At 61.4% G+C, this 26,417-nt stretch carries 20 protein-coding genes; 16 read left to right on the forward strand and 4 right to left on the reverse strand.

All coding sequences use genetic code 11. The features are described 5' to 3' along the window. The first annotated feature begins 354 nt into the window (after positions 1-354). The 10 genes from ACEN84_RS30110 to ACEN84_RS30155 all read left to right on the forward strand — a co-directional run bounded on the left by ACEN84_RS30110 (position 355) and on the right by ACEN84_RS30155 (position 14,974). Entirely contained in the window at positions 355-1,698 is a 1,344-nt protein-coding gene (locus ACEN84_RS30110) for an adenylate/guanylate cyclase domain-containing protein (RefSeq protein WP_112712327.1), read from the forward strand. 145 nt (positions 1,699-1,843) lie between these two features. Next, positions 1,844-3,739, forward strand: coding sequence for an ABC transporter ATP-binding protein (locus ACEN84_RS30115; RefSeq protein WP_112712330.1), 1,896 nt, complete (start codon positions 1,844-1,846; stop codon positions 3,737-3,739). Further along, positions 3,733-5,646 (forward strand): ABC transporter substrate-binding protein, encoded by a 1,914-nt coding sequence (locus ACEN84_RS30120; RefSeq protein ID WP_413711617.1) that lies wholly within the window; start codon positions 3,733-3,735, stop codon positions 5,644-5,646. Before ACEN84_RS30115 ends, ACEN84_RS30120 begins: the two co-directional genes overlap by 7 nt. Position 5,647: 1 nt before the next feature. Then, entirely contained in the window at positions 5,648-6,646 is a 999-nt protein-coding gene (locus tag ACEN84_RS30125; protein ID WP_199625425.1) for an ABC transporter permease, read from the forward strand. Next, positions 6,646-7,818, forward strand: coding sequence for an ABC transporter permease (locus tag ACEN84_RS30130; protein ID WP_413711618.1), 1,173 nt, complete (start codon positions 6,646-6,648; stop codon positions 7,816-7,818). The genes ACEN84_RS30125 and ACEN84_RS30130 overlap by 1 nt, the downstream gene beginning before the upstream one ends. A gap of 87 nt (positions 7,819-7,905) precedes the next feature. Continuing rightward, complete coding sequence (locus ACEN84_RS30135) at positions 7,906-9,114, forward strand: glycosyltransferase family protein (RefSeq protein WP_413711619.1); 1,209 nt, start codon at positions 7,906-7,908, stop codon at positions 9,112-9,114. A gap of 11 nt (positions 9,115-9,125) precedes the next feature. Further along, on the forward strand, positions 9,126-10,373 hold the full coding sequence (locus tag ACEN84_RS30140) for a glycosyltransferase (RefSeq protein WP_130283515.1): 1,248 nt from the start codon (positions 9,126-9,128) through the stop codon (positions 10,371-10,373). After that, a complete protein-coding gene (locus ACEN84_RS30145) occupies positions 10,370-11,503 on the forward strand; it encodes a glycosyltransferase (RefSeq protein WP_130283513.1) in 1,134 nt (377 codons plus the stop codon). Before ACEN84_RS30140 ends, ACEN84_RS30145 begins: the two co-directional genes overlap by 4 nt. Positions 11,504-11,685: 182 nt before the next feature. Beyond that, complete coding sequence (locus tag ACEN84_RS30150) at positions 11,686-14,400, forward strand: ABC transporter transmembrane domain-containing protein (RefSeq protein WP_413711620.1); 2,715 nt, start codon at positions 11,686-11,688, stop codon at positions 14,398-14,400. Between the two features lie 106 nt (positions 14,401-14,506). After that, complete coding sequence (locus ACEN84_RS30155) at positions 14,507-14,974, forward strand: cyclic nucleotide-binding domain-containing protein (protein WP_112712346.1); 468 nt, start codon at positions 14,507-14,509, stop codon at positions 14,972-14,974. Positions 14,975-14,980: 6 nt separating this feature from the next. On the opposite strand, the gene ACEN84_RS30160 is transcribed toward ACEN84_RS30155, so the two are convergent. The 3 genes from ACEN84_RS30160 to ACEN84_RS30170 all read right to left on the reverse strand — a co-directional run bounded on the left by ACEN84_RS30160 (position 14,981) and on the right by ACEN84_RS30170 (position 17,174). After that, positions 14,981-15,274, reverse strand: a complete 294-nt coding sequence (locus ACEN84_RS30160) for a type II toxin-antitoxin system RelE/ParE family toxin (protein ID WP_413711621.1) — start codon at positions 15,272-15,274, stop codon at positions 14,981-14,983. Further along, positions 15,271-15,729: a hypothetical protein gene (locus ACEN84_RS30165; protein ID WP_413711622.1), complete on the reverse strand. Its 459-nt coding sequence runs from the start codon at positions 15,727-15,729 to the stop codon at positions 15,271-15,273. Before ACEN84_RS30165 ends, ACEN84_RS30160 begins: the two co-directional genes overlap by 4 nt. A gap of 116 nt (positions 15,730-15,845) precedes the next feature. Then, positions 15,846-17,174 carry an MFS transporter gene (locus tag ACEN84_RS30170; protein ID WP_413711623.1) on the reverse strand — a complete coding sequence of 443 codons (1,329 nt, stop codon included), beginning with the start codon at positions 17,172-17,174 and terminating at the stop codon, positions 15,846-15,848. Positions 17,175-17,553: 379 nt separating this feature from the next. On the opposite strand from ACEN84_RS30170, the gene cyoA reads away from it, so the two are divergent. The 5 genes from cyoA to ACEN84_RS30195 are packed head-to-tail and all read left to right on the forward strand — an operon-like array spanning position 17,554 to position 22,602. Next, entirely contained in the window at positions 17,554-18,738 is a 1,185-nt protein-coding gene (gene cyoA, locus ACEN84_RS30175; protein WP_413711624.1) for a ubiquinol oxidase subunit II, read from the forward strand. 45 nt (positions 18,739-18,783) lie between these two features. Continuing rightward, on the forward strand, positions 18,784-20,790 hold the full coding sequence (gene cyoB, locus ACEN84_RS30180) for a cytochrome o ubiquinol oxidase subunit I (RefSeq protein WP_413711625.1): 2,007 nt from the start codon (positions 18,784-18,786) through the stop codon (positions 20,788-20,790). Positions 20,791-20,795: 5 nt separating this feature from the next. Beyond that, positions 20,796-21,416 (forward strand): cytochrome o ubiquinol oxidase subunit III, encoded by a 621-nt coding sequence (gene cyoC, locus ACEN84_RS30185; RefSeq protein ID WP_112712657.1) that lies wholly within the window; start codon positions 20,796-20,798, stop codon positions 21,414-21,416. Further along, positions 21,413-21,820 (forward strand): cytochrome o ubiquinol oxidase subunit IV, encoded by a 408-nt coding sequence (gene cyoD / locus ACEN84_RS30190; RefSeq protein WP_112712356.1) that lies wholly within the window; start codon positions 21,413-21,415, stop codon positions 21,818-21,820. Before cyoC ends, cyoD begins: the two co-directional genes overlap by 4 nt. 41 nt (positions 21,821-21,861) lie before the next feature. Further along, positions 21,862-22,602, forward strand: a complete 741-nt coding sequence (locus ACEN84_RS30195; RefSeq protein ID WP_413712521.1) for an SURF1 family protein — start codon at positions 21,862-21,864, stop codon at positions 22,600-22,602. Here ACEN84_RS30195 and ACEN84_RS30200 read toward each other — a convergent pair whose 3' ends face one another. Continuing rightward, a complete protein-coding gene (locus ACEN84_RS30200; protein WP_413711626.1) occupies positions 22,603-24,009 on the reverse strand; it encodes an FAD/NAD(P)-binding protein in 1,407 nt (468 codons plus the stop codon). 395 nt (positions 24,010-24,404) lie between these two features. Between ACEN84_RS30200 and ACEN84_RS30205 the strand changes: the two genes are divergently transcribed. After that, positions 24,405-26,369 carry an ABC transporter ATP-binding protein gene (locus ACEN84_RS30205; protein WP_413711627.1) on the forward strand — a complete coding sequence of 655 codons (1,965 nt, stop codon included), beginning with the start codon at positions 24,405-24,407 and terminating at the stop codon, positions 26,367-26,369. Positions 26,370-26,417: the final 48 nt, after the last annotated feature.

The raw sequence follows: 26,417 nt of genomic DNA on the forward strand, positions 1-26,417 counted from the left end.
AGCGATCGTGATCGATTTTGCCCGATAGCCGCCTCAATCGCCCGGCTACTGGCGCTGACTGTGGCCGAAATGACTCGCTTGGCGCAGACATCAAAACCGAAGGCAGAAAATTATCCGGATAGCATTGTTTCGGATCGATCATATGCCTATTTGAATAGGATAATGAACCACCAGAAAGGACATCCGTCCTCGCTCTTTTCGGGCTCTGAAAGGTAGGTTTGCCGGGTCTTCGGCAGATCGTTGACACAATAATACCGCTCGTCCATCTTGACCCCCGCCCTGCGCGCGACCGTGCTGCAGGCAGGTTTTTCGTCGCTTCGGGAATGGACGTGCTTGATGAGGATAATACCAAAGATGAGCACGATCGAATCCAGCGTGTCCTCGATTCTTCTGGACCGCGTCGCTGAATGGCTGACGAATTCTTCGCTGGCCGGGGACGATCTGGAAAATATCGTTCGCGGTTTCTGCGAGCGCATTGCCGCTGCCGGTCTGCCGATCGCCCGCGTCCACCTGACCTTTTCGATGCTGCATCCGCTCTATGACGCGCTGAGCTTCACCTGGCGGCGCGCCAGCGGCGTGACCATCGAGGGCTACCGGCATTCTGCCGGCGCCAAGCCGGACCGTTTCCTGCAGAGTCCCTATTATTACCTGCTGGACAACAACCTGCAGCACATCCGCCGCCGGATGAGCCAGGAAGGACCGGCGGAATTCCCGATCTTCGACGACCTGCGCAAGGAGAAGATCACCGACTACCTCGCCTTCGTGCAGCCTTTCGGCGACGGTTCGGTCCAGGGCATGATGGGTTCGTGGTCGACGGACTCACATTCCGGCTTTTCCGACGACATGATCGAGGCGCTGCTGCGCATGCAGAACCATCTGGCGGTCGCGGCCAAGATGGCCGTGCTCGGCAAGCTCGCCAACAACATGCTGACGACCTATCTCGGTGGCGATGCCGGCAAGCGCGTGCTGAACGGCCAGATCCGCCGCGGCGACGGCGAGACGATCCGCGCCGCCCTCGTCATGGGCGACATGCGCCAGTCGACGATGTTTGCCGAGAAGGAAGGCCGCCAGGCCTATATCGACACGCTGAACGAGTTTTTCGACGCGATCGCGGCACCGTTCAACCGCAATGGCGGCGAAATCCTGAGCTTCCTCGGCGACGGCTTCCTCGCCGTCTATCCGTGCGGCCGCCACAAGGATCCGTCGAAGATCGCCACGCAGGCCGCTCTCTCGGCCGTCCACCAGGCGCAGACCCGCGTCGCCGAACTGAACGGCGAGCGCGCGGAAAAGGGCCTGAACGCCATCCGCTACGGCATCGGCCTGCATATCGGCAATGTCATGTTCGGAAATGTCGGCCTCAAGGACCGGCTGACCTTCTCGGCCTTCGGCTCTGCGGTCAATGAAGTGCAGCGCCTGCAGTCGCTGACCAAGAAATACAATCGCGAAGTGGTCGCGAGCCAGGCCTTCGCCGGCTATTGCGGCGGCGAGTGGACGACGCTCGGCGAGGAAAAGCTGCGTGGCATCCGCCAGAAGGTCACGGTGCTGCAGCCGCGCATCACGCCGCCGGCGCTGCCCGATGGCGCAAGCTTCCCGGAGGTCGCCCAGAACGGGCTGTCCGAGGCCGAACAGGTCATTCTGCTTCACCGCGACGCGAAGAAGCAGGAGAAGCGTCCGATGGTTGAGAGGTTCGTTCAGTAAGGCGAACCTGAAACATCGGATTATCCTTGAAAATCAGCAGGAACGCGCCAGTTTTCCCCAGCCTGTCATAAACTGGACACCCCGCCTGCGGTACGATAGTGTGCCTTAACGGGAACAGACTAAAAGACTGGGGAATATCATTGGTATGGCGTCCGCGTCCGACTTGTTGCGTATCGAGAATCTCGACGTGTCATTCTCGGTTTTCGGGGACAAGCTGCGTGTCGTAAGAAACGCCGGGCTTCGTATCCTTCCGGGTAAAGTCACCGCGCTTGTCGGTGAATCCGGCTCAGGAAAATCCGTTATTAGCCAATCGATCATGGGCATCTTGCCGACGCCGGCCAAGGCGACGGGAAAGATACTGTTTACAGATCCCCTCGACGGCAAGACCACCGACATCCTGCAATATGGCCGCGACAGCGAAGAGATGCGCGACCTGCGCGGCAAGCGCATGGCGACGATCTTTCAGGAGCCGATGACCTCGCTCTCGCCGCTCCATACGGTCGGCAACCAGATCAGCGAGTCCTTGCTGATCCATACCGATGCCGACAAGAAACTGGCGCGCGAGAAAACCGAGGAAATGCTTGGTCTCGTCGGCTTTGCCAATCCGAAGCGCACCTACGACATGTATCCGTTCGAGCTGTCGGGCGGCATGCGCCAGCGCGCAATGATCGCCATGGCACTGATCTGCCGGCCGGCGCTGCTGATCGCCGACGAGCCGACCACCGCGCTCGACGTCACCATCCAGGCGCAGATCCTCGAACTCCTGCGCGACCTGCAGCACAAGCTCGGCATGGCGATGCTGCTGATCACTCACGATCTCGGCGTCGTCGCCAACATGGCCGACGAAGTCGTCGTCATCTACCACGGCGAAATCATGGAAGCGGGTCCGGTCAAGGAAATCTTCCGCAACCCGCAGCATCCCTATCTGAAGGGGCTGATGGCGGCGGTTCCGCATTTCGACATGAAGCCCGGCGAGCGGCTGAAGGCGCTGCGCGATGTTCCGGTCAATCTGGAATCGCTGATCGGCAAGAAGAAGACCGTCGAGGCGGATGCCCCGCAGGTGCTGCTTTCGGTCAACAATCTCTCCAAGACCTATACGACGCGCAAGCGCAGCCTTTTCGGCCAGGGTGAAAGGTCGGTGCTGCGCGCCGTCGATGACGTGAGCTTCGATATCAAGCGCGGCGAGTGCCTCGGCCTCGTCGGCGAATCCGGCTGCGGCAAAACGACCGTCAGCAAGATCCTGATGCGGGCGATCACGCCGGACACCGGTTCGGTTGTTTTCAACGACGGCAAGGAAGTCATCGACGTCCTCTCGGTCAAGGGCGACGCGCTGCAGGAGCTGCGCACCAAGATCCAGATGGTCTTCCAGGACCCGGTCTCATCGCTCTCGCCACGCATGACGGTGCGCAACATCCTGAGCGAACCGCTGGAAATCCACGATCGCGGCGACAGCGAGGAGCGCAAGCGCAAGGTCGAGGCGCTGATGGGCGCCATCGGTCTCGATCGCCGCTATCTCAGCCGCTATCCGCACAGTTTCTCCGGCGGCCAGCGCCAGCGCATCGGCATTGCCCGCGCGCTGGCGCTTGGCCCCAAGCTCGTCATCCTCGACGAGCCGGTCTCGGCGCTCGACGTCTCGGTTCAGGCACAGATCCTCAACCTGCTGAAGGATCTGCAGAAAGAGCTCGGGCTGACCTACCTCTTCATTTCGCACAATCTCGCTGTCGTCGATTACATGGCCGATCGCATCGCCGTCATGTGCAAGGGGCGCATCGTCGAGATCGCGCCGCGCGAAATCATCCTGCGCGATCCCGTGCATCCCTATACGAAATCACTGCTTGCCGCCGTCCCCTTCCCCGATCTAGACCGGCCGCTCGATTTCGAGGCGCTGCGCAAGAATGGCGCGGCCGACAAGCAGAACTGGGGACTGACCTTCACCGCCGAGCATGACGACGCTTCCGAGCTTGCCTATGCCGATCTCGGCGACGGGCATTTCGTGCGCGCCCGCAAGGGCGCCGATGTCAAGGAGTTGCGGGCATGGTAACGCGGCGCACTTTCCTCGGCGGCATGATCGGCGCAACGGTTGCGCCGGGCCTCGTTCGCGCCGCCTCCGACGATCGCGACATCGAGCCGGAATTCCTGCGCGACCTGCTGCGTGCCGACGCCATTCCGCCGATGCCGCAGCGCCTGCCGAAGCATCCGCGCATCGTCAACATGAAGGAAGCAGGGCTGACGCCCGGCACTTATGGCGGCAATGTACGCACGATCATCGGCGGCCCGCGCGACGTCCGCTACATGACCGTCTACGGCTATTCGCGGCTGATCGGCTACGACAAGCATCTGCAGTTCCAGCCCGATATCCTGGGCGGCTACACGAGCGAAGAAGACCGCATCTTCACCTTCCACCTGCGCGAGGGCCACAAGTGGTCGGATGGCAAGCCGTTTACGGTTGATGACTTCCGCTACTGGTGGGAAGACATCATCCTTAACAAGGAAGCGACACCGGGCGGCGGCGCGCTCGAGCTGCGCCCGCATGGCGATCTGCCGAAGTTCGAGGTGCTCGACGAGCTCATCGTCCGCTACACCTGGGAAAAGCCGAACCCGACCTTCCTGCCGGCACTCGCCGGACCGCTGCCGCTCGTCATTTTCGGGCCGGCACACTACCTGAAGCAGTTCCACAAGAAGTATCAGGACGACTTCCGCCTTTCGGCGCTGATGAAGGAAAACCGGGTCAAGAAGTGGGCCGACCTGCACATCAAGATGTCGCGCGCCTCGCGCCCTGAAAATCCGGATCTGCCGACGCTCGATCCCTGGAAGGTGATGACCAAGCCGCCGGCCGACCAGTTCATCTTCGACCGCAACGCCTTCTTCCACCGCGTCGACGAAAACGGCGTGCAGCTGCCCTATATCGACCGCTTTATCCTGAACGTCAGCTCGTCGTCGATCATCGCCGCCAAGGCCGGTGCCGGTGAATCCGACCTGCAGGCGACCGGTATCGACTTCAACGACTATACCTTTCTGAAGGAAGCCGAGCAGCGTTTCCCGGTGAAGGTCAATCTCTGGAAGCAGGCGCGCGGCTCCCGCCTTGCGCTGCTGCCCAATCTCAACTGTGCCGACGATGTCTGGCGCAATCTCTTCCGCGACGTCCGTTTCCGCCGTGCGCTGTCGATGGCAATCGATCGCCACGAGATCAATATGGTCGCCTTCTACGGGCTCGGCACACCGAGCGCAGATACCGTTTTGCCGGACAGCCCGCTCTTCAAGCAGGAATATGCCGACGCCTATATCCAGCACGACGTGGATCAGGCCAACAAGCTGCTCGACGAGCTGGGTCTTGCCAATCGCGACGACGAGGATATCCGCCTGCTGCCGGATGGCCGGCGCGCCGAGATCACCGTGGAAACACCCGGCGAAAGCACGCTCGATACCGACGTCCTGGAGCTGGTGCGCGATCACTTCCGCACCATCGGCATTGCGCTCTATACCCGCACCTCGCAGCGCGACATCTTCCGCAACCGCGCCATGAGCGGCTCGATCATGATGGCGATCTGGTTCGGTATCGAAAACGGCGTGCCGACCGCCGACATGGCCCCGACCCAGCTGGCGCCGACCGCCGACGACCAGCTGCAATGGCCGATCTGGGGCATGTACTATCTCTCCGCCGGACAGGAAGGCAAAGCGCCCGACATTCCCGAAGTCGCCGATCTCGTCGATCTCCTGAACCAGTGGGGCGCGACCGCCGACTTCAAGGAACGCGAAACGATCTGGCACAAGATGCTGGCACTCTATACCCAGCAGGTCTACTCGATCGGCCTGATCAACGGCGCGCTACAGCCGATCCTGATCTCGAAGAAGATGCAGAACGTGCCTGAGCGTGCGCTCTACGGCTTCGACCCGACCTCCTTCCTCGGCATCTACATGCCCGATGCGTTCTGGCTGAAGGAGACGTGAGATGCTGAGATATATCCTCTGGCGCATCGCCGCCATGGTACCTACGCTCTTCGTGATCTCGGCGCTCGTTTTCACGATCATCGAACTGCCGCCGGGCGACTTCTTCGAAAGCCAGATCGCCGAACTGCGCGCCCAGGGCGAGACCGCAAACCTGCAGGAAATCGAGGAACTCCGGAAGCAATACGGCTTCGACAAGCCGGAGATCGTCCGTTACTTCTACTGGGTCGGCGGCATGCTGCACGGCGACTTCGGCTATTCGTTCGAATACCAGTTGCCGGTCTCGGACGTCGTCGGCGACCGGTTGTGGCTGACGATCCTCGTCTCCTTCACGACGATCCTCGTCACCTGGCTGATCGCCTTCCCGATCGGCATCTACTCGGCCACCCATCAGTATAGCTGGGGCGACTACGGGCTAACCTTTTTCGGCCTGCTCGGTATCGCCATTCCGAATTTCATGCTGGCGCTGATCCTGATGTATTTCGCCAATGTCTGGTTCGGGCTATCGATTGGCCACCTGATGGATCAGCAATATCTGAACGAGCCGATGAGCTGGGAGAAGGCGAAGTCGATCCTCGCGCATCTGTGGATCCCCGTCATCATCGTCGGCACTGCGGGAACAGCGGGGATGATCCGCCGCCTGCGCGCCAATCTGCTCGACGAGATGCAGAAGCAATATGTGACGACCGCGCGCGCCAAGGGTCTGCACCCGACCCGCGCGCTGATCAAATATCCGCTGCGCATGGCGCTGAACTTCTTCGTCGCCGATATCGGCTCGATCCTGCCATCGATCATCTCGGGTGCCGAAATCGTCGCGATCGTTCTTTCGCTCGAGACGACCGGGCCGATGCTGGTCAAGGCGCTGCAAAGCCAGGACATGTATCTCGCCGGTTCGTTCCTGATGTTCCTCGCGTTCCTGAACGTCATCGGCGTGCTGATCTCCGATATCGCGCTCGGCTTCCTCGATCCCCGCATCCGCTTGCAAGGCAGGAGCACCAAATAATGTCGCCCTTGCCGCCGCCCGGTGCGCCCCTGGAGCATTTTGTCTCGACCACGCCGTTCGATCCGCATGCGCAGGAGACGATGACCTCTGCGCAGTCGCGCATTCATCTTGCTTCACAGAAGCAGCTGATGTGGTGGAAGTTCAAGCAGCACCGGCTGGCGCTGGTCTCCGGCATCTTCCTCGCATTCGTCTATTTCGCGATCCTGATCGTTGAATTCCTGGCGCCCTATGGCCTTCACAGCCGCAATGTCGATTACATCCACTCGCCGCCGCAGCGGGTACATTTCTTCGACAAGGGCGAATTCGTCGGCCCGTTCGTCTATGGCCGCTCGATGCAGCTCGATATCGATACGCTGCGCCGCATCTATACCGAGAAGCCCAACGATATTCAGCCGATCCGCTTCTTCTGCCGCGGCGATGCCTATCGTTTCTGGGGCCTGGTGGATTCCAACCTGCATCTCGTCTGCCCGGCCGAAGGCGGCCAGATGTATCTGCTCGGCACCGACCGCCTCGGCCGCGACGTGCTCTCGCGCATTCTTTATGGCGCCCGCATTTCTCTGACGATCGGTCTTATCGGGATCTCCATCAGCTTCACGCTGGGCATCATCATCGGTGGTCTCGCCGGCTATCGCGGCGGTGTCTTCGATCTCATCGTCCAGCGCATGATCGAGGTGCTGCAATCGCTGCCGAGCCTGCCGCTCTGGATGGCGCTCGCCGCCATCATGCCGGTGACCTGGAGCCCGATCGTCATCTATTTTGGCATCACGGTCATTCTCGGTATCATCGACTGGACGGGACTGGCGCGCGCCGTCCGGTCCAAGCTTTTGGCGCTGCGCGAGGAAGATTATGTGCAGGCGGCGCAGCTGATGGGCGCCAGCACCCCGCGCATCATTGGCCGCCATCTGGTGCCCGGTTTCATGTCGCATCTCATTGCGTCGGCTACCATTTCCATTCCCGGCATGATCCTCGGCGAGACGGCCCTGTCCTTCCTCGGCCTCGGCCTGCGCCCGCCGATCACCAGCTGGGGCATCTTGCTCACGGAAGCAAAAAGCGTAAGTGTGATTGCCTTCTACCCTTGGCTGCTTTTTCCGATTATTCCGGTGGTTCTCGTCATTTTAGCCTTCAACTTTCTGGGAGACGGCTTGCGCGATGCAGCAGACCCCTACAAATAACAGGGCGCCCGGCGGCTGTCTGATCCGCTGTCGCGCGGCCTCCGGAAAGCGGGGGCGATAATGTCGTTCGCCCCAGAGGTATTGCCCATGGCCAGACGTGTCGAAGACGCGCGCATCCTGATGTACAGCCACGATACGTTCGGTCTCGGCCACCTGCGCCGCTGCCGGACCATCGCCCATGCGCTGGTCGAGGATTATCGCGGCCTGAACATCCTGATCATCTCCGGCGCCACGATCGCCGGCGCCTTCGATTACCGCGCCCGCGTCGATTTTGTGAAGATCCCGAGCGTCATCAAGCTTCGCAACGGCGAATATACGTCGATGGCGAGCCATATCGATCTTCAGGATACGCTGAAGATGCGCGAATCGAGCATCCGCCACACGGCGGAAACCTTTCAGCCGGATATCTTCATCGTCGACAAGGAGCCCATGGGCCTGAAGGGCGAAGTCGAGGATACGCTCGCCTATCTCAAGGCCCGCGGCACGACGCTGGTGCTTGGCCTGCGCGAAATCATGGACGCCCCGCATCTGCTCGACGCCGAGTGGAAGCGAAACGGCATCATGCAAAAGATCGACCAATATTACGACAGCGTCTGGGTCTATGGCCCGCCGGATTTCTACGATCCGCTCGTCGGCCTCGATGTTCCAGCCAATGTCCGCCGCAAGATGGATTTCGTCGGCTTCCTGCAGCGCAGCGTCTCCAAGAGCAAGAAGTCGCTGAACACGCCGAAGGACAACTATATCCTGGTGACCACCGGCGGCGGCGGCGATGGTTCAGATCTCGTCCACGACGTGATGAACGCCTACGAACAGGAACAAACACTGCAGCAGAAGGCTCTCGTCGTCCTCGGCCCCTATATGCCCGCGGCGGAGCGGACCAAGCTCGTCAAGAAGGGCGAGAAGATCGCGGCGATCGAGGTCATCGAATTCGACAACCACATGGAAGAGCTGATCGCAGGGGCGACCGCTGTCGTCGCCATGGGCGGCTACAACACCTATTGCGAGATTCTCTCGTTCGACAAGCCGGCGCTGATCGTGCCGCGCGTCAAGCCGCGCGAAGAGCAGCTTCTGCGCGCCCAGCGCGCCAGCGAACTCGGCCTCGTCGATATGCTGCTGCCGGACCAGTCAGCCAATCCGGCTGTGATGGCTGAGGCGCTGAAGCGCCTTCCGAGCCGCCTGCCGCCGTCGAAAAGCGGCTGCAACATGCGCCTCGAAGGCCTTGATCACATCTCGGAGACGGTCGGCCACTGGCTCGACAACCGCGGCGGCCACCTTTCCCTCGTCGGCGCAGAGTGAAGACAACAGCCTTGCCAGAACGCCGGAAGATCCTCGTCGTGCTGAAGGGCTATCCACGCCTTTCGGAAACCTTCATCGCGCAGGAATTGCTCGGCCTCGAGAAGGCCGGCTTCGACCTGACGCTGATTTCCATGCGCCGGCCGACCGACAAGAAGCGCCATCCCGTTCATGACGAGATCAAGGCGCGCGTCGTCTATTTGCCGGAATATCTGCATGAAGAGCCACTTCGTGTTCTGAAGGGCCTGTTTGCCGGTTTCGGCAAGACGGGTTTCGGCGCGTTGATGAAGCGCTTCATGGCCGACCTGCCGCGCGATATCTCCCGCAACCGCTTCCGCCGTCTCGGCCAGGCACTAGTGCTCGCCCGCGAATGGCCCGACAACGGCCGCTGGCTGCATGCCCATTTCATCCACACTCCAGCATCCGTCACGGAATATGCAAGCATCCTGACAGGCACGCCCTGGACGGTTTCGGCGCATGCCAAGGACATCTGGACCTCGCCGGATTGGGAGTTGAACGAGAAGCTCTCGAGCGCCCGCTGGGCGGTGACGTGCACGCGCACCGGCTACGAGCATATGCGCACGCTGACCAGCCGCCCGGATGCGGTGCATCTCAGCTATCACGGCCTCGACCTCGCCCGCTTCGGCCATTTCTCCGGCGAACGTTCGCTGCGGGACGGCTCGTCGACCGATGATCCGGTTTTCCTGCTCAGCGTCGGCCGCGCTGTCGAGAAGAAGGGCTACGACATCCTGCTACGGGCGCTTGCGCTTCTGCCACCGGAGCTAAACTGGCGGCTGGATCATATTGGCGGCGGCGAGGAGCTGTCGAAGCTGAAGGCCCTCGCCAATGAGCTCGGTCTCGGCAAGCGTATCGTCTGGAAAGGCGCGCTCGCCCAGGAAGACGTGCTGGACCACTACCGCCGCGCCGATCTCTTCGTGCTCGCCTGCCGCATCGCCGCCAATGGCGACCGCGATGGCCTGCCGAATGTCCTCGTCGAGGCATCAAGCCAGCGGCTCGCCTGCCTCTCCACCAATATTTCCGGCGTGCCCGAGCTGCTGACGGATGGCGAGAACGGCCTCGTCGTTCCGCCTGAAGACCCGCAGGCGCTTGCCGCAGCACTTGAGAAGGCGATCCGCGATCCAGTGCTGCGCAAGCGACTCGGCGATGCCGCCGAGCAGCGGGTGCGGACCCAATTTGACTATCACTCCAGCATCGCGCAGCTGACACAGCTTTTCGAAGACGAATGGCGGAAAGACTCATGAGCGCCAAACGCGTTTTCTTCTATGTCCAGCATCTGCTCGGCATCGGCCATATCGCTCGTGCCAGCCGCATCGCCAATGCGATGGCGAAGGATGGTTTCGACGTCACCGTCGTGACCGGCGGTCTGCCGGTGCCCGGCTTCCCGGCCGAGGGCCTGAAGACCATCGCCTTGCCGGCGGTCGTTGCCAGCAATGCCGGTTTCTCCGGCCTCGCGGATGCCAATGGCAATCCGGCAACGGAAGATTTCCTCAATGCGCGCCGCGACCAGCTGCTCGCCGCATTCGCGAACGCCAAGCCCGACGCCGTCATCATCGAGGCCTTCCCCTTCGGCCGCCGCCAGATGCGCTTCGAACTCCTGCCGCTGCTCGATGCGATTGCCGCAGCCAATCCGCGCCCGAAGCTCTTCAGCTCGGTCCGCGACATCCTGCAGGAAAACCGCAAGGCCGGCCGCGATGCGGAAACCGTGAAGCTGGTGCAGGAGCATTTCGATGCCGTCCTCGTTCACGGCGATCCCGATTTCGTTCGCCTGGAAGACACGTTTCCGCTGACACCGGAGATCGCCGGCAAGGTCCGCTATACGGGCATGGTCGCGCCGCCACCGGCGGCCGACCCGGCCGAACGTTTCGACATCATCGCCTCAGCAGGCGGCGGCGCCGTCGGGCTGGAGCTGATCCGCGCGGCCCGGGATGCGGCGCGCTCCCTGCCCGCAGAATACCGCTGGCTGCTGATATCGGGACCCAACCTGCCGGAGGCCGATTTTCAGTCTCTGCAGGACGATGCGCCCGCCAATGTCACCCTCGTACGCTTCCGCAAGGATTTCCCTTCGCTGCTGAAGGGCGCCAAGGTCTCGATCTCGCAGGCCGGCTATAACACCGTCGGCGACCTCCTGCGCACCGATTGCCGGGCGATCCTCATCCCCTTCGTCGCCGGTGGAGAAACCGAACAGACGGTAAGGGCCGAGCGGCTGAAGGCGATGGGGCTCGCAGGCATCTTGCCGGAAACCGGATTGACCGCAGCGCATGTCGCCGCAGCCGTTACCGAAGCGATGGATGCGCCGCCCCGCAAAGCGGCCACGCTGGATTTGGCTGGCGCGGAGACCACAGCTGCGATCATTCGCACGATGCTCGGCTGAATTGCTCGCACTTTATGAAAGTCCTGTGATATAAACGAATTTCCGGCAGAATCGGCTTTTCGACGGCAGTCCGCTTCGCCTTGTTTTCGTTACGATATCCGGCGGTCCGGCGGCATGATCCTGTTTCCCGAATCTCCCTCCTCGAACGTCTCCGGACCCTCCCATCAGGCTGACGGTTAGCAATGGAAAAGAGCCTCGCCCGCTATATCTGGTCGAACACCCGCCTCCAGCAGCTCTGGATTCTGGCGGTCGTTGCGGCGTCGATGATCCCCTACTTCCTGTCCTTCGATCTGCCGAAGCAGATCGTCAACGGACCGATCCAGGGTGACGGCTTCGACAATGCCAATGCAACGCAGACCTTCATGCACCTGTCCTACGACCTGCCGCTGATCGGGCATGTCGAGCTCTTCCAGGGCATCCAGCTGAACCGCCTACAGATGCTGATGGCGCTGAGCCTGGTATTCCTGGCGCTGGTGGTGCTGAACGGCCTCTTCAAGTTCTATATCAACACCTACAAGGGCCGCCTCGGCGAGCGCATGCTGCGCCGTATCCGCTTCCAGCTGATCGACCGCGTCCTGCGTTTCCCGCCGTCGCACTTCAAGAAGGTGAAGTCGGCCGAAATCGCGACGATGATCAAGGACGAGGTGGAGCCGATGGGCGGCTTTACCGGCGACGCCTTCGTTTCCCCGGCGCTGCTCGGCGGCCAGGCGCTGACGGCGCTCGCCTTCATCATCGTCCAGAATTTCTGGCTCGGCATGATCGCCGCCGGTATCGTCGGCGTGCAGGCCATCGTTATTCCGCGGATGAGAAAGCGGCTTCTGGATCTCGGCCGCCAGCGCCAGCTGACCGCCCGCGAACTCTCCGGCCGCGTCGGCGAAATCGTCGATGGCATCGGCACGATCCATGGCAACGATACGTCGAATCTCGAGCGCGCCGACATCGCGTCGCGCCTCGGGCTGATCTTCAAGATCCGCTACGACCTCTATCAGTGGAAGTTTCTGGTCAAATTCCTGAACAACTTCCTGGCCCAGGTCACGCCTTTCCTGTTCTACGCGATCGGCGGTTATCTGGCGCTGCAGGGACGGCTCGATATCGGTCAGCTCGTCGCCGTCATCTCGGCCTACAAGGACCTTCCCGGCCCGCTGAAGGAACTGATCGACTGGGACCAGATGCGCCAGGACGTGCAGGTCAAGTACCAGCAGGTCTACGAACAGTTCAACGTCGAGCCGCTGATCGACAGCAAGATCCAGGAAATTCCGGGCGACGTCGTTGGCCCGCTGACCGCGGCCCTCGTCGTCACTAATCTCTCCGTCAGCGACGACAGCGGCGCGCGTCTGGTCGATCACGTCTCGGTCGAGATCAAGCCGAACGAAACGGTCGCCATCGTCGGGCCGAACGGCAGCGGTGCGGAAGCCTTCGCCGAAGCGCTCGGCCGGATCGTATGGCCCGACTCCGGCCGCATCAGCATCGCCGGACGCGACCTGCTCGATCTGCCTGAGTCGGTCACCGGGCGGCGGCTTTCCTATGCCTCGTCGGACACCTATTTCTTCCACGGCACGCTGCGCGACAATCTGCTCTATGGCTTGAAGCATGCGCCGCTGACCGACCCCGGATATGACGGACAAAAGGCGCTGGAGCTGAAATGGCGCAATGCCGAAGCGCTGCGCGCAGGCAATCCGACCTTCGACCTCAACAGCGACTGGGTGGATTACAACGCCGCGGGCGCCACCGGCCCCGAAGACCTGCTGAAGGCCATCCGGCCGGTTCTCGACGCCGTGATGATATCGCAGGATATCCTCGATCTGGCACTGCGCTCGCCGGTCGACACATCGGTGCACATCGTCCTCGCCGAACGTATCGTCGATCTGCGCGTTGCGCTGCGCGAGCGATTGAAGGAGGAAGATCTCGACGCAATCGTCGTGCCCTTCGACTTCGACGCCTACAACACGCAGGCGACCGTTGGCGAAAACCTGCTGTTCGGCACGATGAAGCGGCCGATGATGAACAATCGGCGGCTGGCCGCGCATCCGTATTTCCAGCAGCTGTTCCGCGACAGCGGGCTCAGCACCGACCTCTATGCCATGGGTCTCGAGATCGCCGAAAACACCGTCGAACTCTTCCACGACCTGCCGCCGGATCACCCGTTCTTCCAGCAGTTGACCTTCATGACGGCGGACGACATTCCGACCTATCAGGCGCTGCTGCAAAAGCTGCAGAGCCGGAAGTTCGAGGATGCGACGCCCGAGGAACGATCGAGCATCATCCGCCTGAGCTTCGCCTATATCGAACCGAGGCACCGTTTCGGTCTGCTGACCGACGAGCTGATGGCGAAGATCGTTTCTGCCCGCAAGCAGTTCCACGAGCGCATTCCGAGCGATCTGGCTGAGCTCATCGAGCGCTACGACCCTGAACGCTTTACCGCTTCGGCAACACTGATGGACAACGTTCTGTTCGGCCGCATCGCCTATCAGCAGGCCGACGCCTCCGATCAGATCCGACTGATCATGGGCGAGCTGTTCGACCAGCTCGATCTCTATGACGACGTGCTGTCGATCGGCATGGAATTCGACGTCGGTTCCGGTGGCAAGCGGCTGACGATGGTCCAGCGCCAGAAGGTCAATCTGGCCCGCACGCTGCTGAAACGCTCCGACTATTTCATCTTCAACCGGCCGCTGCTGGCGCTCGATCAGCGCGTCCAGGACCAGATCATCCGCAATGTGGTGACGGGGCTGCACGAGGAGGGCAAACGGCCGGCGATCATCTTCGTGCTGTCGAACGCCCGGCTCGCCGAGATCTTCGACCGGATTCTGCTGTTCGAGCGCGGCGGCCTCGCCGAAGCCGGGGGCTATCCGGAACTTTCGGAGAAAAATACTATGTTCAAGGAACTGTTATCGTAATAATCTACTGGGGCGGCTGAGACGGCGTTCTTGCGAGGGAATGCCTTGTAGAGTTTTAGAAACGCGACCTCCTTCAACGAGGTGCGCGGCAGGGGGTAAGACGCTCATGCTGTTGAGAGATGAAGTCGAAATGCTGCGGCGGGTGCCGATCTTTTCCAGGATCGCTCCGGCGAAACTCAAGCTTTTGGCATTCACCTCCGACCGGATGACCTACAAGGCCGGTCAGAACCTTTTCCATCAGGGCGACCCGGGCGACGCCGCCTATGTCATTCTTTCCGGCACCGCCGATATTCTCGTCCACTCGCCCGCCGGCGACATCAAGGTCGCCGATGTCGAACTGAATTCGATCGTCGGCGAAATCGCCATTCTCTGCGACGTCTCGCGTACCGCGACCGTGCGCGCCACCTCGGGCCTCGAAGTCCTGCGCATCAGCAAGGAACACTTCCTGAAGCTCCTAAGCGACTTCCCTGAAATGGCCGTCGAGATCATGCGCGTGCTGGCCGACCGCCTTAACCACACGACCGCCGAACTGACCGCCGCCCGCGCCAAGCAACCGGAAGCCGTCGCTCGCTAACCAGCCTCACTCCTCTTCCGGCGGCCATTGCTGGGCGCCGTGAAGCAGGCGCAGGATGTGTACCTGCTGGGCCTTTTCATCGATGCGATAGATGATGACGTAAGAGCTGTTGGGCACAACGAGCTCCCGCGTGCCTTTATGGCGACCAATTCGGCCAGCGAGAGGGTAACTGTGCAGGAGCTCGCTCTGGCTGCGTACAAGCGTTTCCAGGCGGGCAGCGGCCTGAGGGTTTCGCTGGAATGTATAGGACACCTGGTTTCGGCGATCGTTCAGAGCGCGCGGCAGCCATCTGACGATCACTGCTGATCACCTGGCAAGCGCGACCTCAGGCTAGCCAGCAACTCGTCCATTTCATTGTTGGCCTCTTCATTGCTGATCCAGACCGTATTCGGATCGTCCGCTTCGCGAAGACCGATCTGGACCTGCTCGCGAAACCAACGGTCATGCTCGGCCGCCTCATGCGCGCGCTTCAGAGCGTCGGCGCGGTCGGGACGCTTGGCGGGCTCGGCGGCATAATCGCTGGCATCGACGTCGAACTGCGAGATGCCGACGTCCCGGAGATAAGACACCAGCGTCTCCATCTTCTTGAAGAGCCTGACCTGACGGCTGCGCTGCGCCGCAAGCGGATGCTCGCTCTTTCCGTAGCGCACGACGATGGACCAGCCGCCTGTCTGGCCGACGACAAGCGTCCTGTCGATGGCACCGGCGCCCGCCAGTTGGGCGAGCGTCGCATGGTCGATCGTGGAACGGGTCATGGCGGCATCTCCTTCGTAGAGAAGGATATGCAATCAATTATAATTTGCAACGCATCGATCAATAAAAAGCCCGGTCGAAACCGGGCTTTTCGAATCGACCTGGCGCGGTCCCTAATCTATTCCCGCTGCTCCAGCGCCCTGCTGAAGGCGAGCGCTGCCAACGTGCAGATGGCACCTGAGAGCAGGTAGTAGCCAACGAAGGTCAGGCCGAAGCTGCTGGAGAGGCTGAGCGCCACCAACGGCGCAAAGCCGGCGCCGACCAGCCAGGCGAGGTCGGAGGTGAAGGCGGCGCCTGTGTAGCGGTAGCCGCGGCCGAAGCGCGAGGAGATCGAGCCGGTTGCCTGGCCGAAGGACAGGCCGAGCACGCCGAAGCCGATGATGACGAAGGCGTCCTGGCCGGCATCGCCCGAAGCGATCAGCATCGGACCGACAAAGGAGAAGATCGCGATCAGCACTGCACAGACGGCCAGCTGAGCACGGCGGCCGATTCGGTCGGCGATCAGGCCCGACGCGATGATCGCGACGATACCGACAAGCGCCCCGATGATCTGCACCACCATGAAGGTGTCGAGCGGCTGCGTGCCGTAGAGGCTCATCCAGCCGAGCGGGAAGATCGTGACGAGGTGGAACATCGCGAAGCTCGCGAGCGGCACGAAGGCACCGATCAGGATATCGCGGCCGTGGATTTTCAGAACCTTGCCGATCGGCGCGGCTTCAAGTTCATGCTGTTCCAGAAGCGTGCCGAACTCCTGCGTCATGACCAGACGCAGGCGCGCAAAGAGCGCCACGACATTGATCGCGAAGGCGACGAAGAACGGATAGCGCCAGCCCCAGGAGAGGAAATCCTCATCGGAGAGATTGGCGATGAAGAAGCCGAAGATAGTGCTCGCCAGCGCAAAGCCGATCGGCGCACCGAGCTGCGGGATCATCGCGTACCAGCCGCGCTTGTTCTGCGGCGCGTTCAGCGCCAGAAGCGAGGCGAGACCATCCCAGGCGCCACCGAGCGCGAAGCCCTGGCCGAGCCGGAAGAGCGCCAGAAGCGCGATCGCCCAATAGCCGATCTCGTTATAGCCGGGCAGGAACGCGATCGAAGCGGTCGAGCCGCCGAGCAGGAACAGCGCGATCGTCAGCTTCGTGCCGCGGCCATAGAATCGGTCGATCGTCATGAAGACGACGGAGCCGACCGGACGCGCCAGGAAGGCCAGCGAAAAGATCGCGAACGAATAGAGCGTTCCCGTCAGCCTGTCCGGTGCAAAGGGAAAGATCAGCTGCGGGAAGACCAGGACAGAGGCCAGGCCATAAACAAAGAAATCGAAGAATTCGGACATTCGCCCGATGATGACGCCAAGGGCAATACTTCCAGGCGAAACCTTTTCGCCGGCATGAATCTGTCTTGCGTCACGTTCGAGTGTCGTGGACGATGGTCCATAGTGTGCTGCAGTCATTAAACGCCTCCCTCGTCGAGACGCTTGCGGCAAAGCGCCTCAAGACGATCTTGATCAAACCTGCAAGGTTATCAAGTCTGACGGACGTAAATAGTTCATCATCCATTCTCAAAATTAGATGTGGATGAGAAATTGGGCGTGATCGCCCGATTCGCGGCCTTTCAAGTGGCCGTTTTCGTTTTCGCGGATATATTATGCCGCACAAAAGCATGCGCTGGGGCCAAATCCTTCCGAAACTTATCAGGATTTCAACGCCGTAGCGCCTTACATTCTTTGCCGCGCTGCGGCATGTTTGCTGCAGTGCGACCAAACACCTCATGTCGCCATCAGGTTCAGTGCTTTAGTCGCGGTTTGGACGAAACAACAAGAGCTTAGAGACGTGCAAAAACTCGTGAAGTTTTCCCGCCTTCTATCCGTGTTGCCGCTGATGATGCTGGCAGGATGCAATATGGTCGTGATGTCGCCGTCGGGCGATATCGCAAGTCAGCAGGCAGACCTCATTCTGGTCTCCACCTTCCTGATGCTGCTGATCATCGTGCCGGTCCTGTTCCTGACGTTCTTCTTCGCCTGGCGTTACCGGCGTTCGAATACGGCAGCGACCTATGATCCGGAATGGCATCACTCGACACGGCTGGAAGTGGTTATCTGGTCGGCACCGCTGGCCATCATCATCGCCCTTGGCGCCATCACCTGGATTTCGACTCACAAGCTTGATCCCTACCGTCCGCTCGATCGCATTGATGCCGAGCGCAGCATCCCCGAAAACGTCAAGCCGATGACTGTCGAAGTCGTGGCGCTCGATTGGAAGTGGCTGTTCTTCTATCCGGAGCTCGGCATTGCGACGGTCAATGAGCTGGCGGCGCCGGTCGATGTGCCGATCAATTTCAGGATCACCGCATCCTCGGTCATGAACTCCTTCTACATTCCCGCACTTGCCGGCCAGATCTACGCGATGCCCGGCATGCAGACGCAGCTTCATGCCGTCATCAACAAGGAAGGCGAGTATGAGGGCTTTTCCGCCAATTACAGCGGCGAAGGCTTCTCGCACATGCGCTTCAAGTTCCATGGCCTGAACCAGCAGGGCTTCGACGATTGGGTCGCCAAGGTGAAGAGCCAGGGCACGGCGCTGAACCGTGACGCCTATCTCAAGCTTGAAAAGCCGTCCGAGCGCGAACCGGTCCGCTACTACGCGACCGCCGACAAGGACCTCTACCAGGCGATCCTCAACCTCTGCGCCACGCCGGGCAAGATGTGCATGAGCGATATGATGCATATCGACATGATGGGCGGCGGCGGCAAGGAAAGCGCCGAGAACCGCGAAAAGCTGGAATATGACAACCGCCACGTCGGCGAAGGCCATGGCGCAGAAGCCGAAGCAGTCCCCGCGGCCGCGACCCCTGCTTCCGGCGATCAGAAGCCGGCAGATGCTGCGAACGGCAGTCAGCAGGACATGCAGAACATGCCCGGTATGGACATGAGCGGCAGCGGCCACGACGGCCATTCGATGCCAGGCATGAACCACGGCAGCGGCGATCCGGCACCGGCCCAGCCGAGCAACAATTAAACCTGGCGCTTTGCGTCGCTAAGACACCAATGAACGGGTTATTCCATGTTTTCCAATCCTGACCTCCTGAAGTTCATCTTCGGCCGGTTGACCCTCGATTCGATCCCCTATCACGAGCCGATCCTGGTCTTCACCTTCATCGGCGTGGCGATCGGCGGCATCGCCGTGCTGGGTCTCATTACCTATTTCAAGTTCTGGGGGCCGCTCTGGCGCGACTGGATCACCAGCGTCGATCACAAGAAGATCGGCATCATGTATGTGATCCTCGCCGTCATCATGCTGCTGCGCGGCTTTTCCGACGCCATCCTGATGCGTATCCAGCAGGCGATCGCCTTCAATGGATCCGAAGGCTATCTGCCGCCACATCACTACGACCAGATCTTCACGGCGCATGGCGTCATCATGATCTTCTTCGTGGCGATGCCCTTCGTCACCGGCCTGATGAACTTCGTCGTGCCGCTGCAGATCGGCGCCCGCGACGTCTCGTTCCCGTTCCTCAACAACTTCTCGTTCTGGATGACCACCGCCGGCGCGATCATCATCATGATCTCGCTCTTCATCGGTGAATTCGCACGGACCGGCTGGCTTGCCTATCCGCCGCTTTCGGGCGCGGACTACAGTCCTGGCGTCGGTGTCGACTATTATATCTGGGGCCTGCAGGTCGCCGGTGTCGGCACGACGCTGTCGGGGATCAACCTGATCGCGACGATCGTCAAGATGCGCGCTCCCGGCATGACCTTCATGAAGATGCCGGTCTTCACCTGGACCTCGCTCTGCACCAACGTGCTGATCGTCGCCTCCTTCCCGATCCTGACCGCGACCCTCGTTCTGCTGTCGCTCGACCGCTATGCCGGCACGAACTTCTTCACGAACGATCTCGGCGGCAATCCGATGATGTATGTGAACCTCATCTGGATCTGGGGCCACCCGGAAGTCTACATCCTCGTACTGCCGGCCTTCGGCATCTTCTCCGAAGTGGTCGCGACCTTCTCCGGCAAGCGCCTCTTCGGCTACGCCTCGATGGTTTACGCCACCTGCGTCATCATGATCCTCTCCTACCTCGTGTGGCTGCACCACTTCTTCACGATGGGTTCGGGCGCCAGCGTCAACTCGTTCTTCGGCATCACCACGATGATCATCTCGATCCCGACAGGGGCGAAGATGTTCAACTGGCTGTTCACGATGTATCGCGGCCGCATCCGCTACGAAGTGCCGATGCTCTGGACCGTCGGCTTCATGGTGACCTTCGTCATCGGTGGTATGACCGGCGTCATGCTCGCCATCCCGCCGGCCGACTTCGTGCTGCACAACTCGCTGTTCCTGATCGCCCACTTCCATAACGTGATCATCGGCGGCGTGCTGTTCGGCCTCTTCGCAGGCGTCAACTACTGGTTCCCGAAGGCCTTCGGCTTCAAGCTCGACCCGTTCTGGGGCAAGATGAGCTTCTGGTTCTGGCAGATCGGCTTCTTCTTCGCCTTCATGCCGCTCTACGTGCTCGGCCTAATGGGTGTCACGCGCCGCGTCTCGCAGTTCGAAGATCCGTCGCTGCAGATCTGGTTCATCATCGCCGCCTTCGGCGCCGGCCTGATCGCCATCGGCATCGCCTCGTTCCTCATCCAGATCTTCGTCAGCTTCCGCAAGCGCGAAGCTCTCAAGGACGAGACCGGCGACCCGTGGGATGGCCGTACACTGGAATGGGCGACCTCTTCGCCGCCGCCGGATTACAACTTCGCCTTCACGCCGGTCGTCCACGATCACGACAGCTGGTACGACATGAAGAAGCGCGGCTATGTCCGTCCGCTCGAAGGCTTCAAGCCGATCCACATGCCGAAGAACACCGGCACCGGCGCGATCCTCTCGGCGCTCAGCATCGGCCTTGCCTTCGGCCTGATCTGGTACATGTGGTGGCTGGCGATCCTGTCCTTCGCCGCGATCGTCCTCGTGTCGATCGTCCACACCTTCAACTACAAGCGTGACTTCTACATTCCCGTGGAAGAAGTCACCAAGACGGAAGACAAGCGCACGCAGCAGCTTGCCGCGGCGCAGGGATGACGACCATGACCGATCACACCATCGACACGGCCGAGAAGCCCGTTTTCTACCTCACCGAGGAGCATCATCCGGAGAGCAGCACCAATCTCGGTTTCTGGCTCTACCTGATGAGCGACTGCCTGATGTTCGCAGTGCTCTTCGCCACCTATGGCGTGCTCGGCCGCAACTATGCGGCCGGTCCGTCGCCGAAGGATCTGTTCGATCTGCCGTTGGTGGCGATCAACACCTCCATGCTGCTGCTGTCCTCGATCACCTACGGCTTTGCGATGCTGCAGATGATGCGTGGCTACAAGGCCGGCGTGCTGTTCTGGCTGGCCGTCACCGGCCTGTTCGGCGCAGCCTTCATCGGCCTCGAACTCTATGAGTTCGCGCATCTGATCCACGAGGGCGCAGGCCCGACGCGCAGTGCCTTCCTGTCGGCCTTCTTCACGCTGGTCGGCACCCACGGTCTGCACGTCACCTTCGGCATCATCTGGCTGATCACGCTGATGATCCAGGTCTCGATGCACGGACTGATCGAAGCCAACAAGCGCCGCCTGATGTGCCTGTCGATGTTCTGGCACTTCCTCGATGTCGTCTGGATCGGCGTCTTTTCCTTGGTCTATCTGCTGGGAGTTCTCGGATGAGCTCGAACACTCACGCCCACGACGCACATCACGACCATGGCCATGGCGGCCACGGTCACGGCGGTCACGAGGCCGATCACGGCTCGTTCAAGAGCTACATGATCGGGTTCGTCCTGTCGGTCATCCTGACGGCAATCCCCTTCTGGCTCGTCATGGCCGGCGTCTTCGAAAACCCGCTTGTCACGGCAACCGCCGTGATGATCCTCGGCGCGATCCAGATCGTTGTCCACATGATCTACTTCCTGCATATGAACACGCGTTCTGAAGGCGGTTGGACCATCATGGCGCTGATCTTCACGATCGTCATCGTCGCCATTGCCCTCGCCGGTACCTTCTGGGTCATGCATCATCTGAACACCAACATGATGCCGATGAGTCCCGAAATGATGAAGAACATGCCCTGAGCATGACGCGGGCGGCGATGAGCCGCCCGCTCTTTTTTGCCATGACCGATCTTTCCGACACCAAGCCCGACAGCCGCCGTTCGCCCGTGAAGCTTTTTGCGCTCTGCGGCCTGATACTCTTTGCCATGGCCGCATTTGTAGCCCTCGGCATCTGGCAGATCGAGCGGCTTTCCTGGAAGCTCGACCTGATCGCCCGCGTCGACCAGCGCATCCATGCCGAACCGGTCGCGGCACCAGAAGGGCGCAACATCAATCCCGCCGAAGACGAATATCTGCGCGTCAAGGCAACCGGCACGCTGGATAACAGCAAGGAAACCTTCGTCTATACCTCGACGGAACTCGGCCCCGGCTATTGGGTGATGACGCCGCTGATGCTGGCGGATGGCAATGCCATCCTGATCAACCGCGGCTTCGTACCCTCCGAAAAGCGCGATCCCAAGACCCGCGCCGAAGGGCAACTCTCCGGCACGGTGACCATCACCGGCCTGCTGCGGCCGACCGAGCCGAAAGGCTCGCTGCTGCAATCCAACGATCCCGCGACGGGATGGTGGTATTCGCGCGACGTCGCGGCGATCACCGCCGACAAGAGCGTCGCGAAGGCAGAGCCCTATTTCATCGATGCCGATGCGACGCCCAATCCCGGCGGTTCGCCGGTCGGCGGGCTGACCCGCGTCGTCTTCCCGAACAGTCACCTAAGCTACGCGATCACCTGGTTCGCCATGGCGATCATGATGGCCGGGCTGCTTGTGGTCGTCATCCGCAGTGAGCTGCGCCGCCGCTAATCACATCGCCCGGCATTGCGGGAAGGCGCGGGCCGCGACCTCTTCCGCCGCGGCATAGGCCTGGCTGACAATCTCCGGCACCAGATCGATATCCGGCAGGCTGCCGAGCCCGAGCGGACCGATCGCAAAGATGCCATCCACCGCCGAACCATCCTCAAGATATGGCTCACCCCGCTGATTCACCGCAATGCCGAGACCAAGCTCATCCGGCATCGCCAATCCGGCAGCAAAGAGGCTCTGCAGCAGGGGCGCCTCAAGATCGGCAGCGCGGCAGCGGCAGTCGATGACCCGCTCTGCATGGATCACTTCCTCAGCGGCCGATCCCGCCGGCGTAAAGAAGATGCCGCTCAGGCCTTGCCGCCCGGCAACGCCGCGGCGAAGCACGGTATTGCCACCGTCGAGCTCGCGCTTCAGACGCAGATACATCGCCTCGGGCAGACGGTTGCGATGGCTGTCATAGATGGCGCGCAGATGCCGGTTGAACTGCTGCTTCTGGCGCGCCGGCAGCGGCCGCCAGAGCGAGCGGGCATGTTTGCGTAATCCGTTCATCACCGACTGCCAGCTGCGCCCCGCCTCCTCCGCCTCGCGGCAGGCATTGCGGATAAAGCGCAGGATGTCAGGCAGATCCTTCGGCAGTTCTTCTGCAGGGAAAACCGGCTCGGCGGAGTTCGGCGTATGGCTCTGCGGCAGGAATCCGTGCTTGGAGACGATGGTGATCTGGCCGCCATAGCCTTCATCGCGCAGCTGCAGCAATTGGTCGACGACCCGGATGCCACTGCCAAGAAGAATGGTATGCGGGCGACCAACGAGACGTTGGGCACGCACCGGTGCACCTTCGCCGGAGAGCAGATCGGCCTGCGGGAGCCCGTAGCCGGTTGCCAGGAAAACGGTATCGAAGAGTGGATTGGCAGGACCGGCATGTTCGAGAAGGAAGCGGTGGCCGTGGCTCCTGCGGATCGCCAAGACGGGTTCGTGGCTGACCTGGACGGTGATGTCCTTGCGGGTGGCGAGCGCTTCGGAAAAGCGCTGGTAAACGTAGTCGCTGAAAATTTCCTTGGGCACGAAGATCTGGCGGAATCCCGGGATCGCCGCGGGCACCGCAGCGCGGAACTCCGCGTTGCTACAGAGCCAGTCGTTGAAATCATCGGCATCCCCTGTCGAAACCGAGAGATCGCGAACGCGGGTGTTGAGGATCGCCGAGCGCCGGGCAGAAGACAGCGCCTGCCCGCCGCTGACGGAGGAATTGGGATCGAAGAGCTGCAGATGGAACGGCGTGCGAACCGTCTTCATCAGCGCAATCGCCGTCATCATCCCGGAAAAGCCGCGCCCGACAATGGCGATGCGCGGAATGGCGGAAGGCTTCGCCGCCGCCGCGGCCTTCGCAGAAAAAAGTCCTTGAACCGTCATCTCAACTCCTCGCGGTCATCGCCGCATCCGTGTCTCGATCAGGGTATCGACGCAGAAAAACGCGCCGCGTCGGCCAGGGTTCGCGCCGCCATACAAGCGGTTGTCCGGCACGCGCCGGAGGAAGAACTAGGGGAGCAATCGCTGCCGTCCATAGTCTATCAAACTGGTCGTGTATGAGAGCGGAAAATGATGCGGCTGGCAACCCCCTCGCCCACGAAGCCCTCACGCGGCATGCTAACCCGTTGATCCCGATGCGGACTTTCCCTTTTTCCGGCACACCGCCAAGACAACAGTGATTTCCACCAGAAGGCGAACAGGAAGCCGGCTGTCTTTCACGCGCGCCCGCCGCCGGATTTTCCCCTCACGATAAAATAACCAGTTGGTGAATTCTTTACTTGAACGGCCGGATGGAATCGGCAAAAGTAAGCGTACTATCAATCCCTTCATGGAATTGCCGTCTTTTCGGGCCACCGTCCGGACACACACATCTATTTGGAATCATTACCGTGAGCAGCGATGCGTCTATGAGCGTCACGAAGCCTTCGGCTTCGCTGGCGAAAGCGACTGCGGCGGGCTGGGGTAAGGGCCTGTTTACGCTGGTCCGCATTACCGTCATGGCCTTCCGTCATCCCTGGCAGTCAGGTTTTGCGATCGGTGCGACGCTTGTCGCATCGACGTTTCAGCTGCTGATTCCCCGGCTTCTCGGCCAGGCCGTGGACCATACACAGGTTGCATTGAGTGGCGGCACGGCCGGGCAGATGGCGCAGGATGCGCTGTTGACGACCGCACTCATGCTGCTCGGTGCCAGCGTGTTGCGCGGCATCTTCACGATGATCCAGAACTACTATTCCGAGAGCGTCGGCCACCATATGGGCTACGAGCTGCGGCTCGCCTGCTACGAGAAGATCCAGCGCCTTTCCTTCAGCTTTCACGACACCGTCCATTCCGGCGATCTGATCACTGTCGGCCTTCTCGATCTCGAAGGCGTGCGCATGTATTTCTCGACGGCGCTCGTGCGTGTCTTCCTGCTGTCGATGCTGATCGGCATTGGCGCCTATATGCTGATCTCGACGGATGTGGTGCTCGGGCTTCTGGCGCTGTCCTTCGTGCCCTTCGTCGGCTGGCGATCCTCGGTGACGCAGCTGAAGCTGCGTGCCACCTGGCTGGAACTGCAGGAACGGCTCTCGGTCCTGACCCGCATCATGGAAGAAAATCTCGGCGGCATCCGCGTCGTGCGCGCCTTCGCGGCACAGGATCACGAGATGGCGAAGTTCGAGGCTGCCTCGACCAATGCCGTCGAGCTTGCCCATGAGCGCGTCGGCATCCGCGTTGCCAATACCAGCGCCATGACCTTCTCCTTCTTCGCCTCGATGGGCCTGGTGCTCTGGGTCGGCGGCGGCAAGGTCATGTCCGGCGAGATCACCGTCGGGACGCTCGCCTCGTTCCTCACCTTCATGACCATCCTGCAGATGCCGGTGCGCCAGCTCGGTCTGATGGTCAATGCCTTCGCCCGCGCCTCCACCTGCGGAACCCGACTGTTCAACCTGCTCGATCTCGAGATCGCGGTGCGCGACGCGCCTGACGCGAAAGAGCTGAAGGTCACCGAGGGCACGCTGCGCTTCGAGCATGTCGAGTTCGCCTATCCGAGCTCCGAGATGCATCAGGTGCTCTACGATATCAGCTTTGAGGCGAAGCGCGGCGAGACTGTCGGCATCGTCGGCCCGCCCGGCAGCGGCAAGTCGACGATCGCGCATCTGATCCCGCGCTTCTACGACGTGACCCGCGGCAAGATCACCATCGACGGACAGGATATCCGCCAGGCGACGTTGCAGTCGCTGCGCCGTTCCGTCGCCGTCGTCCAGCAGGATTCCTTCCTGTTCACCACCTCGATCGAGAACAACATCGCCTATGGCGACCCCTGGGCGAAGGAACAGCGCATCGAGCGCGCCGCCGAAAGCGCCCAGCTGCACAATTACGTGCTGGGCCTGCCGACCGGCTATGACACCGTCGTCGGCGAACGCGGCGTGTCGCTCTCCGGCGGCCAGCGCCAGCGCCTGTCGATCGCCCGCGCCCTGATGCTGCGGCCGGCCGTGATGGTCTTCGACGATTCGACCGCGGCAATCGATGCGGCGACCGAGCAGCGCATCCGCGCCGCCATGCGCAAATATGCCGCCGATCGCGTCACCCTCATCGTCGCCCACCGCCTGAGCTCGCTGATGCATGCCGACCAGATTCTCTTCGTCGAGGAAGGCCGGATCGTCGAGCGCGGCACGCATGCGGAGCTGCTGGCCCTCGGAGGGCGCTACAAGGCGCTTTACGACCTGCAGATCCGGCCGGGTGATGAGGCGCTGAGTGCTTAACGATTGAGGGCGTGCCGTGCAGCCCCCTCATCCGGCTGCCGCCACCTT

Source organism: Rhizobium sp. Rhizsp82, from assembly GCF_047325115.1.
Classification (GTDB): Bacteria; Pseudomonadota; Alphaproteobacteria; order Rhizobiales; family Rhizobiaceae; genus Rhizobium.

Excerpts from the sequence above, each read along its gene's own strand:
- ACEN84_RS30110 (WP_112712327.1), top strand. The coding sequence starts at position 355 with ATGAGCACGATCGAATCCAGCGTGTCCTCGATTCTTCTGGACCGCGTC.
- ACEN84_RS30115 (WP_112712330.1), top strand. The coding sequence starts at position 1,844 with ATGGCGTCCGCGTCCGACTTGTTGCGTATCGAGAATCTCGACGTGTCA.
- ACEN84_RS30120 (WP_413711617.1), top strand. The coding sequence starts at position 3,733 with ATGGTAACGCGGCGCACTTTCCTCGGCGGCATGATCGGCGCAACGGTT.
- ACEN84_RS30125 (WP_199625425.1), top strand. The coding sequence starts at position 5,648 with ATGCTGAGATATATCCTCTGGCGCATCGCCGCCATGGTACCTACGCTC.
- ACEN84_RS30130 (WP_413711618.1), top strand. The coding sequence starts at position 6,646 with ATGTCGCCCTTGCCGCCGCCCGGTGCGCCCCTGGAGCATTTTGTCTCG.
- ACEN84_RS30135 (WP_413711619.1), top strand. The coding sequence starts at position 7,906 with ATGGCCAGACGTGTCGAAGACGCGCGCATCCTGATGTACAGCCACGAT.
- ACEN84_RS30145 (WP_130283513.1), top strand. The coding sequence starts at position 10,370 with ATGAGCGCCAAACGCGTTTTCTTCTATGTCCAGCATCTGCTCGGCATC.
- ACEN84_RS30150 (WP_413711620.1), top strand. The coding sequence starts at position 11,686 with ATGGAAAAGAGCCTCGCCCGCTATATCTGGTCGAACACCCGCCTCCAG.
- ACEN84_RS30155 (WP_112712346.1), top strand. The coding sequence starts at position 14,507 with ATGCTGTTGAGAGATGAAGTCGAAATGCTGCGGCGGGTGCCGATCTTT.
- ACEN84_RS30165 (WP_413711622.1), bottom strand. The coding sequence starts at position 15,729 with ATGACCCGTTCCACGATCGACCATGCGACGCTCGCCCAACTGGCGGGC.
- ACEN84_RS30170 (WP_413711623.1), bottom strand. The coding sequence starts at position 17,174 with ATGACTGCAGCACACTATGGACCATCGTCCACGACACTCGAACGTGAC.
- cyoB (WP_413711625.1), top strand. The coding sequence starts at position 18,784 with ATGTTTTCCAATCCTGACCTCCTGAAGTTCATCTTCGGCCGGTTGACC.
- cyoC (WP_112712657.1), top strand. The coding sequence starts at position 20,796 with ATGACCGATCACACCATCGACACGGCCGAGAAGCCCGTTTTCTACCTC.
- cyoD (WP_112712356.1), top strand. The coding sequence starts at position 21,413 with ATGAGCTCGAACACTCACGCCCACGACGCACATCACGACCATGGCCAT.
- ACEN84_RS30195 (WP_413712521.1), top strand. The coding sequence starts at position 21,862 with ATGACCGATCTTTCCGACACCAAGCCCGACAGCCGCCGTTCGCCCGTG.
- ACEN84_RS30200 (WP_413711626.1), bottom strand. The coding sequence starts at position 24,009 with ATGACGGTTCAAGGACTTTTTTCTGCGAAGGCCGCGGCGGCGGCGAAG.